The sequence below is a fragment of the Pseudomonas sp. G11 genome, assembly GCF_029457515.1.
GTDB lineage: Bacteria > Pseudomonadota > Gammaproteobacteria > Pseudomonadales > Pseudomonadaceae > Aquipseudomonas > Aquipseudomonas gorinensis.
In genome coordinates this window covers 1,402,414-1,420,329 of the sequence record NZ_CP120377.1, presented here as the reverse complement: position 1 = coordinate 1,420,329, position 17,916 = coordinate 1,402,414, and the positions used below count along the sequence as shown (strand labels likewise).

Sequence of the window (17,916 nt, the reverse complement as noted above, 5' to 3'; positions counted from 1 at the left end):
GCAACCCCGGCAGATGTTCAGTGCTGGAGAGGGTCGACAATCACCGTGCAGGTGATCCCCGCCGCCAACAACACGCCTTCGGGCACTTCATCGATATGAATCCGCACCGGCACGCGCTGGGCCAGGCGCACCCAGTTGAAGGTCGGGTTCACATCGGCGATCAACTCGCGACTCTCCGGGTTGTCGCGGTCGTAGATGCCGCGCGAGATGCTTTCTACGTGCCCCTTCAACGTCTCGCCGCTCATCAGTTGCATATCGGCTTTGTCACCGACTTTCACGTGGGGCAGCTTGGTTTCTTCGAAGAAGCCGTAGACCCAGAACGAATTCATATCGACCACGGCCATCTTCGCTTCACCGATGCGCGCGTAGTCGCCGCGATGCACATTGAGGTTGGTGACGTAACCGTCGACGGCCGCCACCACTTGCGTGCGCTTCAAGTTCAGTTCGGCGGCTTCCAGTTGCGCCAGCGCATGCTGGTAGTCGGCCAGGGCCGAGTCGGCGATGTTGCTGGCGTCGTCGCGGTTTTCCTTGGAGATCACCAGGGCGTCGAGGTCGGCACGGCGGTGGGCGTTGACCTTGCGCATTTCCCAGGTGGCTTTGCGGGACGCCACCAGGGACTGCGCCTGCTTGACGGCGATGCGGTAGTGCTCGGGGTCGATCTGCATCAGCAGGTCGCCCTTTTTCACCAACTGGTTGTCGCGCACCGGCACGTCGACCACTTCGCCGGTGACGTCGGCCGCAACGTTGATGATGTCGGCGCGCACACGGCCGTCGCGGGTCCAGGGTGTCTCCATGTAATGCACCCACAGCGTGCGGCCAATCCAGATTGCCAAAGCCAGTACCAGCAAGGTCGCAAGCAGGCTGAAAAACTTTTTCATCGGGGCATTCTCAACGGTAGACGGTCAGCGCCAGGGCGCCGAACAGGCAAACGAACAGGCTCAGGCGCAGCAACGCCGGGTGCCAGAAAAAACGGTACAGGTCGAACCCGGCCAGGAAGCGATCAAGCGCCCAGGCCAGGCCCGCCGCGATCAAGAACATCAGGGTCATGGTCGGCATATAGACGCCGTGGAAGGCGATTTCACGAGGCATGCGGGGATCCTTTGAGGGCCGCCAACGGCGATTGCGGGTCCAGCAACGAGGTGCGGATAAAGTGCAGGTAGCTCTTCACCCGGCGCAGGGCGGATGTGTCGAAGTGCGGGGCGAAGGGTTCGTCGGTGGCCTGTACACGGCTGATCGCGTGGTCGACGGCAATCAGCCCGCGCTCCAGGTTGCTCGCGCTGGGTTGCAGGAACAGTCGCACCAGCGAGCGCCCCATTACCCGGATCGCCTGGCGCCACGGCTGGGATTCGGCATAGGCCGGGTGCACCGGCAGGATCGCCTGTTCCTTGCGCAACTCGATGATCGCGTGGCCGACTTCCAGCACCATGAACATCCAGCGCAGCAAATCGCGCTGCACCTGCGGCTGGCCGACGGCGAGGCCGTAGGCCTGGTGAAGCAGGTCGCGGGTACGGCTTTCGAAACTCGACGCCAGGCCCTTGAGCTTGCCACTGATCGCATACACCACTTGCTCGCGCAGGTCCTGCTCCAGGCGGCGCCACAGCCAGCGGCTGTTGGGCGGCAGGATGATCGCCCCCGCCGCCGCGCACACCAGCATGCCGAGGATCATGGCGATGTAGTCATTGATAAAGCTGTAGGGGTTGTAGACCGTGAGGTTATCCGGCACCGAACCGGTGCTGAAAAAGATCAGCAGGCCCACCCCCACCCCGGCGTATTGCGGGCGTGAAGCGAGGAAGGCGCCGAGGATGATCACCGGCGCGAGCATCACGCACAGCAACGGGAAGCCATCGATCCAGGGGAACACGAAGAACATTTCGACAAAGCCGACCAGCGCGCCGATGAACGTGCCGCAGGCCATCTGGAACGCCATGCGCTTGGGGTTGGGCGTGGCGGCGGACAGGCCGACGGTGGCGGCGGCGATCATGGTCATGGTGGCGCCGCTGGGCCAGGCGGTGGCAACCCAGTAACTGCCGAGCACGATCAGGATGAACGATGCGCGAATGCCCGAGGCGGCGCAGGCCAGCCAGTTGGTTTTCGGGCTGAAGGTTTCGTCCCACTGTTCGCGCGCATGGCTGTGGTCGGCCAGGGAGGCGTGGGTCTGCGCGTAGTTGTGCAGGTCGTCGACAAAGCGGTAGAGCAGCTCGTAGGCAGTATGGAAATCCAGCTGCTCGGCCTCGCTCGGGTGCCCCTCCTGGAAGATCGCGCGCAAGCTGCGCACCTTGGCGGGCAGGCCATCCTTGTAGGCGCTCAGCTGGTTGACCAGGCGCGCGGCGTCGGGGCTGGTCAGGGCACGCCCGGAGAAACCGTCGAGCACTTCGGCAAGGTCCTGCAACCCCGGCTTGATCGCCGCGACAACGTGATCGGCAGCGTCGGCGCGCAGGCGTTCGAGCAACTGGTGCAAGGCATTGAAGCGCGTGGTGATGCTCATGAACTCGCTGTTGAGACGACTGAGCCGGCCGTTGCGTCGACGCATGTGCGGGTCTTCGAATACGGTGAGGCTGCGCAACCCTTCCAGGCCCACGGCTTCGGCGATAAAGCGCACATTGGTGGCCTCGAACCCTTCACGCTGGCTGCGCCCGCGCAGGCCATCGGTGACGAACAGCGCGAACACGCCGAAGCGTTGGTACAACGCATTGCGCATCGCGGCGCTGGAGGTCTGCGGCAGGATCGCGGCGCTGACCAGCGTGGAACAGAGAATCCCCAAGGAGATTTCCAACACCCGCCATACCGCCGCCATAAAGGCGCCATCGGGATGGGCCAGGGCCGGCAAGCCGACCATCGCCGCTGTATAGCCCGCGAGCACAAACCCGTAGGCGCGAAAGTTGCGATTGCGTGTCGCGCCAGCGGTGCAAATGCCGACCCAGATCGCCAGCGCCCCCAGGAACAACTCGGTGTTCTGCGCAAACAACGCAATCAACAACACCATCACCGCCGACCCCGCGAGGGTGCCGAGGAAACGATAGAAGCTCTTGGCGAACACCTGCCCGCTCTGCGGTTGCATCACGATAAACACGGTGATCATCGCGGTGCGCGGTTGCGGCAGTTCCAGACGCATGGCCAGCCACAGCGTGAGGAAGGCAGCGATCAGTACCTTGAAGATGTACACCCAAGTCACGCCATCACTGCGTGCCCAGTCGAAAAAGCCACGGCGCCACTCAAGGGAGTGCAACCAGCGCAGCGGTGCAGGCAAGGGAGTCATGAACGCCTACTCAGTGATCAAACACGGCAAGCGCCGCAGGGGTTTTGCTCGGGAGGGTCCTGGTGTCCTGCGGTACGTCGTCGCCGGCTCTGACGCCGCCGCCCAGGGCGGTCACCAGTTCGGCATGCGCGCTCAAGCGGGCCGCCTGCACTTGCTGCTCGACTTGCTGCTGGCGGAACAACAGGGTCTGGGCGTTCAGCACATTGAGGTAGTCGGTAAGGCCACGCTGGTAGGCGATCATCGCGATGTCGTAGGTTTTCTGCGCCGAGGCCACCGACTGCGCGGCAAAACCCGCCTGCTTGTCCATGGATTCGCGGCGGATCAACTGGTCGCTGATGCCCTTGAGCGCATTGACCAGGGTCTGGTTGTAGCGCGCCACGGCGATGTCATAGCCGGCGCTGGCCTCGCCCAACTCTGCCCGCAGGCGGCCGCCGTCGAAAATGGGCAAGGTGATCGCCGGGCCGACGTTGTAATTGAATTTCTTGCCGGCGAGAAAGCCCAGCAGGCCACCGCCGGTGGCCATGTAGCCGAGGCTGCCGACCAGGTCGACATTGGGATAGAAACCGGCATGCGCCACATCGATGCCACGGGCTTGCGCCGCGACCTGCCAACGGCTGGCGACCACGTCGGGACGCTGGCCAAGCAGTTGCACCGGCAGGCTCGATGGCAACTTCAGGGGTGCCGCAAGGGACAACGTGGGGCGTTGCAACTGCGCGCCCTCCCCCGGCCCCTTGCCCGCCAACGCGGCCAACTGGTTACGGCTCAGGGCGATTTCTTCGTCCAGCGCATCCAATTGACGGTGGGTTTCCGGCAGCGGGGTTTCGGCCTGGCTGACATCGAAATGGGTGCCGATCCCGGCGTTCAGGCGCTTATTGGCCAGATCGAGAATCTGCTGTTGCTGGGCCAACGTCGCCGCGACGATATCGCGGTTGGCGTAGTGCAACGACAGCTGGATATAGGCGCGTACCACGTTGTTCTGCAATTCCAGCTGAGCCTGGCGGGCTTCGGCCGCGCTCATGTGCGCCAGGTCGACGGCACGTTCGGTGGCGTTGCTTTCGCGGCCCCACAGGTCGAGTGCGTAGCTGAAGCCCAGGGACGTATTGTTGTCCCAGGTGTTGGAACCGCTCAATGCACCCGGGCCGTAGAACTGATCGTTCGGCCAGTTGTGGCGTTTGAGGGTGGTGTCACTGTTGATCTGCAACGACTCGGCCGACTCGGCAATCCCGGCCATGGCCCGCGCTTCGCGCACCCGAGCAGCGGCGATGGCCATGCTTGGGCTGTCGCGCGTAGCGAGGTCGACCCAGCGGTTCAATTGCGGGTCGCCGTAGGCTTGCCACCATTGGGCGGTGGGCCAGTGGGCGTCGCGCGCGGCGCTCTGGATCGCCTCGTCGGTGGCCAATTGATTGGCGTCGAGGGCCTGGCCTTGGGGGGCGATTCCTCCGGTTCCGATGCAGCCGCTGATTGCTAACGATAAGGCGCAAACACTGAGAGCCTTCAGCTCCCTGTAAATGAGAGTCTTCAGCTCTCTGCTGATGCGACGCGGCACGGCGAACGAATTCCTGAGGTGGGTGTTGCGGGGAAGGTGGCGCAATTCTAGGCGGCCAGGGGAATGGCGATAAGCTGGTATTCCTGTGAATCTTTGTTACCGTTCAGGCGATAATCCGTTGGTAGGGATCACTGGACGGCGTAACTTTCTGTCACAATTTGTTATCTCCCCTGAGAACACTCCATGGACACTTTGCAAAACATGCGCGCTTTCAGTTGCGTGGCCGAAGCCGGCAGCTTCACCGCCGCCGCCGCCCAACTGGACACCACCACTGCCAACGTCTCGCGCGCAGTCTCCAACCTGGAGGCCCATCTGCAAACCCGCTTGCTCAACCGCACCACCCGACGCATCGCACTGACAGAAGCCGGCAAACGTTATTTGCTGCGCTGCGAACAGATCCTGGCCTATGTCGAGGAGGCCGAGGCCGAGGCCAGTGACGCCCATGCACGCCCGGCCGGGCAGTTGAAAGTGCATACCATGACCGGTATCGGCCAGCATTTCGTCATCGATGCGATTGCGCGCTACCGCCGGACTCATCCCGACGTGACCTTCGACCTGACCCTGGCCAACCGCGTGCCAGACCTGCTCGACGAGGGCTACGACGTGTCCATCGTGCTGGCCAGCGAGCTGCCGGATTCGGGTTTCGTGTCCCAGCGCCTGGGCATTACCTACAGCATCGCCTGTGCCTCGCCGGATTACGTCAAGGCCAAGGGCTGCGCGCAACGCCCCCATGACTTGCTCAACCACGCGTGCCTGCGCCTGGTCAGCCCGGTGATCCAACTGGACAAATGGACCTTCAACGGCCCCGAAGGCCAGGAAAGCGTAGCGATCAACACCTCGCCGTTCCTGGTGAACTCGGCCGACGCGATGAAAACCGCGATCACCAGCGGCATGGGCGTCGGCCTGCTGCCGGTGTACGCCGCCATCGAAGGCTTGCGCAACGGCACGCTGGTGCGGGTCATGCCCAACTACCGGTCCCAGGAATTGAACCTGTACGCCATCTACCCGTCGCGCCAGTACCTGGATGCGAAGATCAAGACGTGGGTGGAATACCTGCGCGGCTCGCTGCCGGAGATTCTGGCGGCGCACCAGGCGGAGCTGGTGGCGTATGAGGTGAGCGGCAGCCTGGGCAGCGTGCGGATGGCGAACTGATATTAAACGACCCCACTTGTGTAGTGAGCGGGTTGGTGTGGCGAGCGGGCTTGCCATAATGCCGTTCAGTTAAGCGTACATCGCCTTCTGTAGGAGCGAGCTTGCTCGCGAAAAACGTCAACGATCACGCGTGTTTCCTGAATCAACGCGGCGCCTGTGAGTTCTTCGCGAGCAAGCTCGCTCCTACAAAAAAGCCTTAACTGAACGGCATTAGGGCTTGCCACAACAGCCCGCTCGCCACAGGCGTTGCTGTGCGGCAGCGCTGAGTCGGAGATTCAGCGGGATCTCCCACAGCGGTGCATGTCCTGACAATCGTAACCAGGAATGTTAGCGTGCTTGGCATTCTTCCGTAGTCGATGAGCCCGCCTGCAATGAAAAAGACTGTCCTCGCCTTCAGCCGTATCACCCCGCCCATGATCGAACGCCTGCAACAGGATTTCGAGGTGATCGCGCCCAACCCCAAGCTGGGTGACATCAATGCACAGTTCAACGAAGCCCTGCCCCATGCCCATGGCCTGATCGGCGTAGGCCGCAAGCTGGGCCGCGAACAGCTCGAAGGGGCGAGCAGGCTGGAAGTGGTCTCCAGCGTGTCGGTGGGCTACGACAACTATGATGTGGCGTACTTCAACGAGCGCGGGATCATGCTCACCAACACCCCTGACGTACTTACCGAAAGCACCGCCGACCTGGCCTTCGCCCTGCTGATGAGCAGCGCGCGCCGCGTGGCCGAACTGGATGCCTGGACCAAGGCCGGCCAGTGGAAAGCCAGTGTTGGCGCACCGCTGTTTGGCTGCGATGTGCATGGCAAGACCCTCGGCATCGTCGGCATGGGCAATATCGGCGCGGCCGTGGCCCGTCGCGGGCGCCTGGGGTTCAACATGCCGATCCTGTACAGCGGCAACAGCCGCAAGACCGCGTTGGAACAGGAACTGGGCGCACAGTTTCGCAGCCTGGACCAATTGCTGGCCGAGGCGGATTTCGTATGCCTGGTCGTGCCGTTGAGCGACAAGACCCGTCACCTGATCAGCACCCGCGAACTGGGGCTGATGAAATCCAGCGCCATCCTGATCAACATTTCCCGTGGCCCGGTGGTGGATGAACCGGCACTGATCCAGGCCCTGCAAAACCACACCATTCGCGGTGCCGGCCTGGATGTGTACGAGAAAGAACCGCTGAGCGAATCGCCGCTGTTTCAACTGAGCAACGCGGTGACCCTGCCGCATATCGGCTCGGCCACCGACGAAACCCGCGAAGCCATGGCCAACCGCGCGCTGGACAACCTGCGCGCGGCCCTGCTGGGCCAACGCCCGCGGGACCTGGTTAACCCACACGTCTGGAAAGGCTGACAGGAATCCGATGTGGGCGGGGGGCTTACCTAACGCCAGTCAGTTAAGGCTTTTTTTTGTAGGAGCGAGCTTGCTCGCGAAAAACTCACAGGCGCCGCGTTCATTCAGGAAGCACGCGTTATCGTTGAGGTTTTTCGCGAGCAAGCTCGCTCCTACAGAAGAGAAAGCAATGTACGCTTGACTGACTGACTTTAGGGTTGACCCGCCCACATGAATTCACCCCAGCACAAAATCCGGTTAAAGCCTGGCCCGCCCAAGTCGATAACCCTCAATAGAAGTTCGTCATCCTTGATTCACAGAAGGTTTTTATGTCCACCACTAAAGCCCGCGCAGACTCACTCTCGCTTCTGCTCTTTACCTTGCGTAGCGGCAAGCTGATGGCTATCAACCTGCTGAAAGTCAGTGAAATCATCCCCTGCCCGCCGCTGACCAAGCTGCCGGAGTCCCACCCCCATGTGAAGGGTATCGCCACCTTGCGCGGGGCCTCGCTGTCGGTGATCGACCTGAGCCGTGCCCTGGGGGAAATGCCCCTGGCCGACCCGGACGGTGGTTGCCTGATCGTTACTGACGTCAGCCGCTCCAAACAGGGCCTGCATGTACAGGCGGTAAGCAAGATCGTGCATTGCCTGACCACCGATATCCGCCCGCCACCCTACGGTTCGGGCGGCAACCGCTCGTTTATCACCGGGGTCACGCAGGTGGAAGGCGGGCTGGTGCAGGTGCTGGACATCGAAAAAGTCATCCACGCCATCGCGCCGGCGCCGATTGAAGTGGCGCCGACCGACTTGACCATGGAAGAGGCCGAAGTGCTCGGCAACGCGCGGATTCTGGTGGTCGATGACAGCCAAGTGGCATTGCAACAATCGGTGCACACCCTGCGCAACCTCGGCCTGACCTGCCATACCGCACGCAGTGCCAAGGAAGCCATCGACGTGTTGCTGGAGCTGCAAGGCACGGTCGAACAGATCAATGTGGTGGTCTCGGACATCGAGATGTCCGAGATGGACGGCTACGCCCTCACCCGTACCTTGCGCGAAACCCCGGACTTCCAGGACCTCTATGTGCTGTTGCACACCTCCCTGGACAGTGCAATGAACAGCGAAAAAGCCCGCCTGGCCGGAGCCAACGCAGTGCTGACCAAATTCTCCTCGCCGGAACTGACCAAGTGCCTGGTCGTCGCCGCCAAGGCCGTGGCCGAAAAAGGCCTGTAGGCGGTGGCCGAGTATTTCCAGCTGCTACGCCGCGACCTCACCGGCAGCCTGCCCGCGCCGCAATGGCCGGCCGGGACGGTGTTGGATCATTATCGCGACGACCTGGCCCCGGCCATTCATGCGGTATTGCGCATGACCCAGGCCCAGGGCGGTGGCCGCGTCGCCCAGCTGGAAACCTGGCGGCACCAATTCATTACCGATGCCGAATTCGACCCCACGCTCTGCCTGGTCGCCAGTAACGGCGAAGGCGTTCTCGGCGTGGCCCAATGCTGGACCAGCGCCTTCATCAAGAACCTTTCAGTTCACCCTTGCGCCCAGGGCCAAGGGCTGGGCCGGGCCCTGTTGCTGCATGCCTTCCAAGTGTTCAAGCAGCGCGGTGACCCCTATGTGGATCTCAAGGTACTGGAAAGCAACCTGCGCGCGCGCAAGCTGTATGAAAGTACGGGCATGGTCTTCGTACTGCGGGATGTGGTCGTCGAGGACTGACAGAGGCTGGCGCATAACTTGCTTCCAGAGTCATTGAATGGTGGAAAGAGGTCATAACCCGTCGCCGTTCGAGCGTGCCTTCTGACCTTGCCTGGTGACAGTTCCGCCATGAACACTCATTTTTCCTGTGTCGGTTGCGGTAAATGCTGCACCGACCACCATGTCCCCCTGACCCTCGAAGAAGCCCGACAGTGGGCGGCTGACGGCGGTAATGTCATCGTTCTGGTGGAGGGTTTTCTCGGCAATGGCCTGGGCCTGCCCCAGCCACAACGTGAGCACGCAGAACGCCGATCAGTGGTGGTGCCCAGCGGCAATACCGAAGCGTTCGTGGCCATCACATTTGCCGCCTACAACGCTGGACGCTGCCGGAATCTTGACGAAGACAACCTGTGTCGCATCTATGAGCGCCGGCCACTGGTGTGCCGCATCTACCCGATGGAGATCAACCCGCATATCCCGCTGAACCCGGCTGCCAAGGATTGCCCGCCGGAATCCTGGGAACAGGGCCCGGCGCTGATCGTCGGCGGTGAGTTGATGGACCTGGAACTGGCCGAACTGATCCGCCGCTCGCGCCAGGCCGACCGTGACGATGTGCAGACCAAGGAGGCGGTGTGCGCCTTGCTGGGTATTCGGACCACGGCGCTCAAGGGCGATGGGTTTACCGCATACCTGCCGGACATGGGCGCGTTTGCCCAAGCGATCGAGCGGGCGGCGGACCAGCCGAGCGTGGCCAATGAGTGGGTGTTTCATGTGTCGGGGATGGACATCGCCGAACAGCTGCTCGACGCCGGGGCGCAGATTGCCACCGAGGTGCCGGCCAATTATGCGTTCATCCCGTTGCGAGCGGCTTAGCCTTTCAGGCCCGCTCACGATAGCGGGCGACATTCCCAGCGCATGTTCCGCGCAATTATTAGCCATCACGGCGAGGAGAATGGGGCGTCCAGGCGGTAAGGCTGGATGATCCGCTGGTATTCGCCGTTGTGCATCAGTTGCTCCAACGCGCCGTTAAGCTCATTGCGCAATGCGGTGTCAGGCTTGCGCACGGCGATCGCCACACCGCTGCCCAGCAATTCCCCGGAAACCGCGGGCCCGAGGAAATCGAAATCCTGGCCCTCGGCGCTGTCGAGCAAGGCTTCGCGAATTTCCACGGTGCCTTGCAGCGTGGCATCGATATCGCCTGCCACCAGGCTGCGTACCAGCTCATCATTGCGCCAGAAGCCCTTGACGATAACGCCTTTCGGCGCCCACTGCGCCAGGGCAAAGGCTTCGCGGTTGCTCCCCACCAATACGCCGACACACTTGCCTTTCAAGGACCGCACGCTGGGCAGCAGGCCCGATGATTTTCGGGCCACCAGGCGTGTGGTGAACGGATAGAGGTCTTCGGTGAAGTTCGCCCATTGCCGCCGCTTCGACGTCTGGGCTATGCCCATGATCGCATCGAATTGGTGGGCATCCAGGGCCGGGAAGTTCTCCACAAGCACCTGGTCGACCCAGGTACAGCGCACATTCAGTTGCAGGCATAAAGCGTTGCCCAGTTCGATATTCAGCCCGACCAGTTGGCCTTGCTGATTGCGGCTTTGGAACGGGGGAAATTGTGCGGCGACGGCGAAGCGAATTTCATGACGGGGTGGGTCACCCGCCGCTGCCGTGCAGAACACCACACTCAACAGCCATAAGGTATGCGCCACACAGCGGTGTCTCAGGGTCACGGGGACGTCCTTTTCCGGAAAACCAGCCTCACCACGCCCCGCCCCCCGGTAAAAGCCGACCGGGGTGGAGCAAATGTCGTGCAAGCTTTCAAGAAATAGACGCGGACCTACAAGCAGAAATATCAGCACGCGCTGTAGGCAATAGTCGACACAGCGTGCGACTTGTTAGTCTCAGCGTTTACCCATTGAACGACGCGTCCCCGGTGGCGCCATGCCCGGCGACTTGGTGTGGCCGTTCTTGGCGCCGTTCTTGTACCAAGGCTGGGCCGCATTTTTCGCCCCGGCCAGTTCACCCGGCTTGAACGGAAACTTGAACGCCGGGATCTCGGTCTTCTCAACGCTTTCGGCGCTGGCCGGATCGACGATGTCGGTCGCTTCAACAGGGGGTTGTGTCGGGGAATTCATGGAAGCTCCGGAGCGTGCAAAAAATGATGCGGGGCCGACTTGCGGGCCACACTGGCGCGCAGTATACCTGCGCCCTTCGGATCTTTAACCACCACCTGTACGAATGGTCGGAGTTTACTGACAGCGCTGTCAGTTAGCAGTCACCTTGCTGACCGGGTTGGCGCGCTATAAAGCCCCTACACTCTTCCCACTCTTTGCCCTGGCGCGCCACTCCATGCAAATTCAACGTAAAACTGCCCTGATCGTCGGTGTCCTGGTGGTGCTGGCCATTGTCGCCTGGGCCCTGGGCCGGCCGGCCAAGACCAGGCTGGCTGCGCCGACGGCGATCCCGGTGCGGGTGGTGAAGGTGGTGCAACAGGACGTCCCGCGCTTTGTCAGTGGGATCGGCACGGTATTGTCATTGCACAGTGTGGTGATCCGTCCCCAGGTCGACGGCATCCTCACCCAATTACTGGTCAAGGAAGGCCAACCGGTGAAGGCCGGTGATCTGCTCGCCACCATTGATGACCGCTCGATCCGTGCCAGCCTCGACCAGGCCAAGGCGCAGTTGGGGGAAAACCAGGCGCAACTGCAAGTGGCGCTGATCAACCTCAAGCGCTACAAGGAACTGAGCATCGACGACGGCGTGTCCAAGCAGACCTACGACCAGCAACAAGCCCTGGTCAACCAGCTCAAGGCCACCGCGCAGGGAAACCAGGCTGCAATTGACGCGGCGAAAGTTCAGCTTTCCTACACCCAGATCCGCTCGCCAGTCAGCGGTCGCGTGGGTATCCGCACGGTAGATGAAGGTAACTTCCTGCGCACAAGCGATGCCCAGGGCTTGTTCTCGGTCACTCAGATCGACCCGATCGCCGTCGAGTTTTCCCTGCCGCAACAGATGCTGCCCACCCTGCAAGGCCTGATCGCCGCGCCGACCCAGGCCAGCGTCGACGCCTACCTGGGCGCCGACACCGACGGCCAGACCGGCGACCTGCTCGGCGAAGGCCACTTGAGCCTGATCGACAACCAGATCAGCTCCACCACCGGCACCCTGCGGGCCAAGGCCGAGTTCAACAACCCCTCGCAACGCTTGTGGCCCGGGCAACTGGTGACCATCAAGATCCAGACCGCCCTCGACAAGAACGCGCTGGTGGTGCCGCCCACCGTGGTGCAACGCGGCCTGGACTCGCACTTCGTGTACCGGGTCAACGGCGACAAGGTCGAGATCGTGCCGGTGCAAGTGACCTACCAGAACAGCGACGTCAACCTCATCACGGGCGTGCAGGCCGGTGATGTGCTGGTCAGTGATGGCCAGTCGCGCCTCAAGGCCGGCGCCCAGGTGGAGGTGCTCAAAGACCCGCCACAAACGATCCAGACCGTCGACGCCAAGGTGCAGCCATGAACGGCAGCCGTTCACCTTCGGCCTGGTGCGTCGATCACCCCGTCGCCACCCTGCTGCTGACGTTTGCCCTGGTGCTGCTCGGGATCATAGCCTTCCCGCGCCTGGCCATCGCGCCGTTGCCGGAAGCGGAATTCCCGACGATCCAAGTCACCGCGCAACTGCCCGGCGCCAGCCCGGACACCATGGCCTCGTCCGTGGCCACGCCCTTGGAGGTGCAATTCAGCGCCATCCCCGGCATGACCCAGATGACCTCCAGCAGTGCCCTGGGCTCCAGCCTCCTGACCCTGCAATTCACGCTCAACAAGAGCATCGACACCGCCGCCCAGGAAGTGCAGGCGGCGATCAATACCGCGTCCGGCAAACTGCCCAGCGATATGCCGAGCCTGCCGACCTGGAAAAAGGTCAACCCGGCCGACAGCCCGGTGCTGATCCTCAGCGTCAGCTCCGACAGCATGCCCAGCACCGAGCTGAGCGACTACGTGGAAACCCTGCTGGCGCGCCAGATCAGCCAGATCGACGGCGTCGGCCAGATCAACATCACCGGCCAACAACGTCCGGCAATTCGCGTGCAGGCCTCACCGGATAAACTGGCCGCGATTGGCCTGACCCTGGCCGACATCCGCGTGGCCATCCAGCAATCGAGCCTGAACCTGGCCAAAGGCGCGATCTACGGGAAAAACAGCGTGTCGACCCTGTCGGCCAACGACCAGTTGTTCCACCCCGAGGACTACGCCCAACTGATCGTGTCCTACAAGGACGGCGCGCCGGTACAACTGCGCGATATCGCCAAAGTCATCAACGGTTCGGAAAACGCCTACGTGCAGGCCTGGTCCGGCGACACGCCGGGGGTCAACCTGGTGATCTCGCGCCAGCCTGGCGCGAATATCGTCGAGACCGTCGACCGCATCCAATCGGAACTGCCGCGCCTGCAAGCCATGTTGCCGGCATCCGTGCAGGTCAGTGTATTGAGCGACCGCACCAAGACCATCCGTGCGTCCTTGCATGAGGTGGAAGTCACCCTGTTGATCGCCATCTTGCTGGTGGTGGCGGTGATGGCGCTGTTCCTGCGCCAGTTGTCCGCCACAATGATTGTGTCCAGCGTGCTCGGCGTGTCACTGATCGCCAGTTTTGCGCTGATGTACCTGATGGGCTTCAGCCTGAACAACCTGACCCTGGTGGCGATCGTGATCGCCGTGGGCTTTGTGGTGGACGATGCCATCGTGGTGGTGGAAAACATTCACCGCCACCTCGAAGCCGGGCTGGACAAGCGCGAAGCAGCGATCAAGGGCGCCGGCGAGATTGGCTTTACCGTGGTGTCCATCAGCTTCTCGCTGGTGGCGGCGTTTATCCCGCTGCTGTTCATGGGCGGCGTGGTCGGACGGTTGTTCAAGGAGTTCGCGCTGACGGCGACCTCGACCATCCTGATTTCGGTGGTGGTCTCGTTGACGCTGGCGCCTACCCTGGCGGCGCTGTTCATGCGCGCCCCAACCCATCCTGCCCACGACAAACCCAGCTTCAGTGAACGCCTGCTGGCCGGCTATGCACGCACCCTGCGCCGCGCCCTGGCCCATCAACGCACGATGGGCGTCATTTTCGTGGTGACCCTGGCCCTGGCCGTGGTCGGCTATGTGTTTATTCCCAAGGGTTTCTTTCCGGTGCAAGACACAGGCTTCGTGCTCGGCACCAGCGAAGCGGCAGCCGACGTGTCGTACCCGGACATGGTCGCCAAGCACAAGGCCCTGGCCGAGATCGTCAAGGACGACCCGGCGGTCGAGGCGTTTTCCCACTCGGTGGGGGTGACCGGCAGCAACCAGACCATTGCCAACGGGCGGTTCTGGATCGCCTTGAAAGACCGCGGTGATCGCGATGTGTCCGCCAGCCAGTTCATCGACCGCATCCGCCCGAAACTGGCCAAGGTGCCCGGCATCGTGCTGTACCTGCGCGCCGGCCAGGACATCAACCTCAGCTCCGGCCCGAGCCGCGCCCAATACCAGTACGTGCTCAAGAGCAACGACGGCCCGACGCTGAATACCTGGACCCAACGCCTCACCGAAAAACTGCGCGCCAACCCGGCGTTTCGCGACCTGTCCAACGACCTGCAACTGGGTGGCAGCATTACCCACATCAGCATCGACCGTCAGGCCGCCGCACGGTTCGGACTGACCGCCACCGATGTCGACCAGGCGCTGTACGACGCCTTCGGCCAACGTCAGATCAAAGAGTTCCAGACCGAGATCAACCAGTACCAGGTGGTGCTGGAGTTGGACACCCAGCAACGCGGCAAGGCCGAAAGCCTGAACTACTTCTACCTGCGCTCGCCGCTGACCAATGAGATGGTGCCGTTGGCGGCAGTGGCCAAGGTCGACCCGCCGACCGTAGGGCCCTTGTCCATCAGCCACGACGGCATGTTCCCGGCCGCCAACCTGTCGTTCAACCTCGCCCCCGGCGTGGCGCTGGGGGATGCGGTGATCATGCTCAACCAGGCCAAGAATGAAATCGGCATGCCGGCCACCATCATTGGTAACTTCCAGGGCGCGGCCCAGGCGTTCCAGAGTTCGCTGGCCAGCCAACCGTGGCTGATCCTGGCGGCACTGGTGGCGGTCTACATCATTCTCGGCGTGCTGTACGAGAGCTTCGTGCATCCGCTGACGATTATCTCGACCTTGCCGTCGGCGGGGTTGGGCGCACTGATCATGCTGTCGCTGATGGGCCAGGACTTTTCGATCATGGCCCTGATCGGCCTGGTACTGCTGATCGGGATCGTGAAGAAGAACGGCATCCTGATGATCGACTTCGCCCTGGAAGCCCAGCGCGTACGCGGGCTATCGCCAGAGGAGGCGATCTATGAAGCCTGTGTCACACGGTTCCGGCCCATCATCATGACCACCCTCGCCGCCCTGCTCGGCGCCGTGCCGTTGATGCTCGGTGCCGGCCCTGGCGCGGAAATGCGCCAGCCGCTGGGCATCGCGGTGGTCGGCGGGTTGCTGGTGAGCCAGGCGCTGACGTTGTTCACCACACCGGTCATATACTTGTACCTCGAAAAGTTTTTCCACCGGCCCAAACCAGCTGCCGAGCTGGCGACCACACACTGAGGCCAAGGCACCGCCCTGGAGCAAAAGGCTCATGCGCGTATTGATTGTTGAAGATGAAGAAAAAACCGCCGACTACCTGCACCGCGGCCTGACGGAGCAAGGCTACACCGTCGACGTGGCCCGCGAAGGCGTCGAGGGTTTGCACTTGGCGCTGGAAAACGATTACGCGGTGATCGTGCTCGACGTGATGCTGCCTGGCCTCGACGGCTTTGGCGTGTTGCGGGCGTTGCGCGCGCGCAAGCAGACACCGGTGATCATGCTGACCGCCCGTGAACGCGTGGAAGACCGTATCCGCGGGCTACGCGAAGGTGCCGACGATTACCTCGGCAAACCGTTTTCATTCCTCGAACTGGTGGCGCGCCTGCAAGCCCTGACCCGCCGCAGCGGCGGCCACGAGCCGGTGCAGGTGACGGTCGCCGACCTGTGGATCGACCTGATCAGCCGCAAGGCCAGCCGCAACGGCGTGCGCCTGGACCTGACCGCCAAGGAGTTCTCGCTGCTCAGTGTGTTAGCGCGGCGCCAGGGCGAGATCCTCTCCAAGACATCGATTGCAGAAATGGTCTGGGACATCAATTTCGACAGCGACGCCAACGTGGTGGAAGTGGCGATCAAGCGCCTGCGCGCCAAACTCGACGGGCCGTTCGAACACAAGCTGCTGCACACCATTCGCGGCATGGGCTATGTGCTGGAGAATCGCAGTGTCGGCTAACTCCATTGCCCTGCGTCTGAGCAGCCTGTTCACCCTCGTGGCGGCGCTGATCTTCCTGTTGATCGGCGGCGCGCTGTATCAGCAGGTGGACCGCAGCCTGGGCCTGCTACCCGGGGCGGAGCTGGACGCGCGCTACAGCGTGTTGGAATCCTCTGTGAACCGCTTCGGTACACCGGACCATTGGGCGAAGATTCAAGCCAAGCTCAAATTATTGGGTGAGGAAGACAAACGTATCCGTTTTTGGGTCGTCAGCAGCGATCCGAACTACGAGTATGGCAACCCCGATGCGCTGATCCGCGCCTTCGCCGAAGGCCCGACGGGTAAGCGCGATCTGCGCCTGCCGGGGCGCGAATACCCGTTCAAGGTACTGGTGAGCCAGTTCCCGGCCAAGGACCAACGCCCGCCGCTGCGTTTCATGATCGCCATCGACACCGATAACTTCCGTGCCACCCAGCACCATCTGCTGGTGGCGTTGGTGAGCCTGGCACTGGTCGGCGTGGTACTGGCGTCGCTGCTGGGGTTCTGGGTGTCGCGCATTGGCCTCAAGCCGCTGAGCAAACTCTCGGATGAAGCACAGAAGCTGGCACCGCCGAAGCTCTCCGGGCGCCTGCAACTGTCGCCGCTGCCGCCGGAACTGAGTCAGTTCGTCAACTCGTTCAACGCCACCCTCGACCGCGTAGAGCAAGCGTACTCACGCCTGGAGTCGTTCAACGCCGACGTCGCCCACGAGCTGCGTTCGCCGTTGACCAACCTGATCGGCCAGACCCAGGTTGCCCTGACACGCGGACGTTCGGCCGAACATTATTTCGAGGTACTGCAATCCAACCTCGAAGAATTGGAACGCCTGCGTTCGATCATCAACGACATGCTGTTCCTCGCCAGCGCCGACCAGGGCAGCAAGGCCACCAAGCTGATTGAAAGCTCATTGGCCGACGAGGTTGCCACCACCCTCGACTACCTGGACTTCATCCTCGAAGACGCTCAGGTCCAGGTGCAGGTCCACGGCGACGCCCAGGTGCAGATCGAAAAAGCCCACCTGCGCCGAGCGCTGATCAACCTGCTGAGCAATGCAGTGCAGCACACCGCGCCTGGGCAGGTGATCGACGTGAACATCGAAGTGCTGGAACATCAGGTGACGATCGGCGTGACCAACCCCGGCGAAGTGATTGCCAGCGAACACCTGCCACGGCTGTTCGAACGCTTCTATCGGGTGGACGCGTCGCGCAGCAACAGCGGGGCGAATCACGGGTTGGGCCTGGCCATCGTCAAGGCGATTGCGCTGATGCATGGCGGCGATGTGTTCGTACGCAGCGAGCCCGGTGGCAATACCTTTGGCATCACCCTGCCAATCTAAATCTTGAAAACACCTCGGTCACATGTGGGAGGGGGCTTGCCCTAATGCCAGTCAGTCAAGGAGGAACACTGTAACTGTGACTGTGACTGTGACTGTAACTGTGACTGTAACTGTGACTGTGACTGTGACTGTAACTGTGACTGTGACTGTGGCGAGCGGGCTTGCCCCGCGTTGGGCTGCTTAGCAGCCCCATTACAGGCGATGTGTTTTTAACTGACACACCGCAGTGCCTGGTTTTGGGGCTGCTTCGCAGCCCAACGCGGGGCAAG

Annotated in this window: 15 protein-coding genes; 9 read left to right on the top strand and 6 right to left on the bottom strand. The window is 62.4% G+C overall.

All coding sequences use genetic code 11. The annotated features are described in order from the left end of the window. Window positions 1-17: 17 nt before the first annotated feature. From P2T68_RS06430 to P2T68_RS06415, 4 genes are read right to left on the bottom strand one after another with little or no spacing between them, the layout of a single operon-like run. The gene (locus tag P2T68_RS06430; protein ID WP_024073539.1) at window positions 18-878 is read right to left on the bottom strand and encodes an HlyD family secretion protein; all 861 of its coding nucleotides are present in this window, start codon (window positions 876-878) and stop codon (window positions 18-20) included. 10 nt (window positions 879-888) lie between these two features. Then, window positions 889-1,089, bottom strand: coding sequence for a DUF1656 domain-containing protein (locus P2T68_RS06425; RefSeq protein WP_010565658.1), 201 nt, complete (start codon window positions 1,087-1,089; stop codon window positions 889-891). Next, window positions 1,079-3,256, bottom strand: a complete 2,178-nt coding sequence (locus P2T68_RS06420; RefSeq protein WP_277379164.1) for an FUSC family protein — start codon at window positions 3,254-3,256, stop codon at window positions 1,079-1,081. The genes P2T68_RS06425 and P2T68_RS06420 overlap by 11 nt, the downstream gene beginning before the upstream one ends. 10 nt (window positions 3,257-3,266) lie before the next feature. Further along, window positions 3,267-4,802: an efflux transporter outer membrane subunit gene (locus P2T68_RS06415; RefSeq protein ID WP_024073537.1), complete on the bottom strand. Its 1,536-nt coding sequence runs from the start codon at window positions 4,800-4,802 to the stop codon at window positions 3,267-3,269. A 183-nt stretch (window positions 4,803-4,985) separates the two neighbouring features. Here P2T68_RS06415 and P2T68_RS06410 point away from each other — a divergent pair, with 183 nt between their 5' ends. From P2T68_RS06410 to P2T68_RS06390, 5 genes are all read left to right on the top strand, one after another. Beyond that, window positions 4,986-5,954, top strand: a complete 969-nt coding sequence (locus P2T68_RS06410; protein WP_024073536.1) for a LysR family transcriptional regulator — start codon at window positions 4,986-4,988, stop codon at window positions 5,952-5,954. Window positions 5,955-6,325: 371 nt separating this feature from the next. After that, entirely contained in the window at window positions 6,326-7,300 is a 975-nt protein-coding gene (locus P2T68_RS06405) for a D-glycerate dehydrogenase (protein WP_277379163.1), read from the top strand. A gap of 308 nt (window positions 7,301-7,608) precedes the next feature. Next, window positions 7,609-8,511: a chemotaxis protein gene (locus P2T68_RS06400; RefSeq protein WP_024073534.1), complete on the top strand. Its 903-nt coding sequence runs from the start codon at window positions 7,609-7,611 to the stop codon at window positions 8,509-8,511. Between the two features lie 3 nt (window positions 8,512-8,514). Next, window positions 8,515-8,997: a GNAT family N-acetyltransferase gene (locus P2T68_RS06395; protein WP_277379162.1), complete on the top strand. Its 483-nt coding sequence runs from the start codon at window positions 8,515-8,517 to the stop codon at window positions 8,995-8,997. Window positions 8,998-9,105: 108 nt separating this feature from the next. Then, the gene (locus tag P2T68_RS06390; RefSeq protein WP_150056044.1) at window positions 9,106-9,849 is read left to right on the top strand and encodes a YkgJ family cysteine cluster protein; all 744 of its coding nucleotides are present in this window, start codon (window positions 9,106-9,108) and stop codon (window positions 9,847-9,849) included. Between the two features lie 65 nt (window positions 9,850-9,914). On the opposite strand, the gene P2T68_RS06385 is transcribed toward P2T68_RS06390, so the two are convergent. Next, entirely contained in the window at window positions 9,915-10,685 is a 771-nt protein-coding gene (locus P2T68_RS06385; protein ID WP_277379738.1) for a transporter substrate-binding domain-containing protein, read from the bottom strand. A gap of 192 nt (window positions 10,686-10,877) precedes the next feature. Beyond that, on the bottom strand, window positions 10,878-11,111 hold the full coding sequence (locus P2T68_RS06380) for a hypothetical protein (protein WP_024073530.1): 234 nt from the start codon (window positions 11,109-11,111) through the stop codon (window positions 10,878-10,880). 214 nt (window positions 11,112-11,325) lie between these two features. On the opposite strand from P2T68_RS06380, the gene P2T68_RS06375 reads away from it, so the two are divergent. The 4 genes from P2T68_RS06375 to P2T68_RS06360 are packed head-to-tail and all read left to right on the top strand — an operon-like array spanning window position 11,326 to window position 17,647. Next, a complete protein-coding gene (locus P2T68_RS06375) occupies window positions 11,326-12,492 on the top strand; it encodes an efflux RND transporter periplasmic adaptor subunit (protein ID WP_041160846.1) in 1,167 nt (388 codons plus the stop codon). After that, a complete protein-coding gene (locus tag P2T68_RS06370; protein WP_102624393.1) occupies window positions 12,489-15,584 on the top strand; it encodes a multidrug efflux RND transporter permease subunit in 3,096 nt (1,031 codons plus the stop codon). Before P2T68_RS06375 ends, P2T68_RS06370 begins: the two co-directional genes overlap by 4 nt. 31 nt (window positions 15,585-15,615) lie before the next feature. Further along, window positions 15,616-16,293: a heavy metal response regulator transcription factor gene (locus P2T68_RS06365; protein WP_024073527.1), complete on the top strand. Its 678-nt coding sequence runs from the start codon at window positions 15,616-15,618 to the stop codon at window positions 16,291-16,293. Further along, window positions 16,283-17,647, top strand: coding sequence for a heavy metal sensor histidine kinase (locus tag P2T68_RS06360; RefSeq protein ID WP_069075286.1), 1,365 nt, complete (start codon window positions 16,283-16,285; stop codon window positions 17,645-17,647). The genes P2T68_RS06365 and P2T68_RS06360 overlap by 11 nt, the downstream gene beginning before the upstream one ends. The last annotated feature ends 269 nt before the right edge of the window (window positions 17,648-17,916 follow it).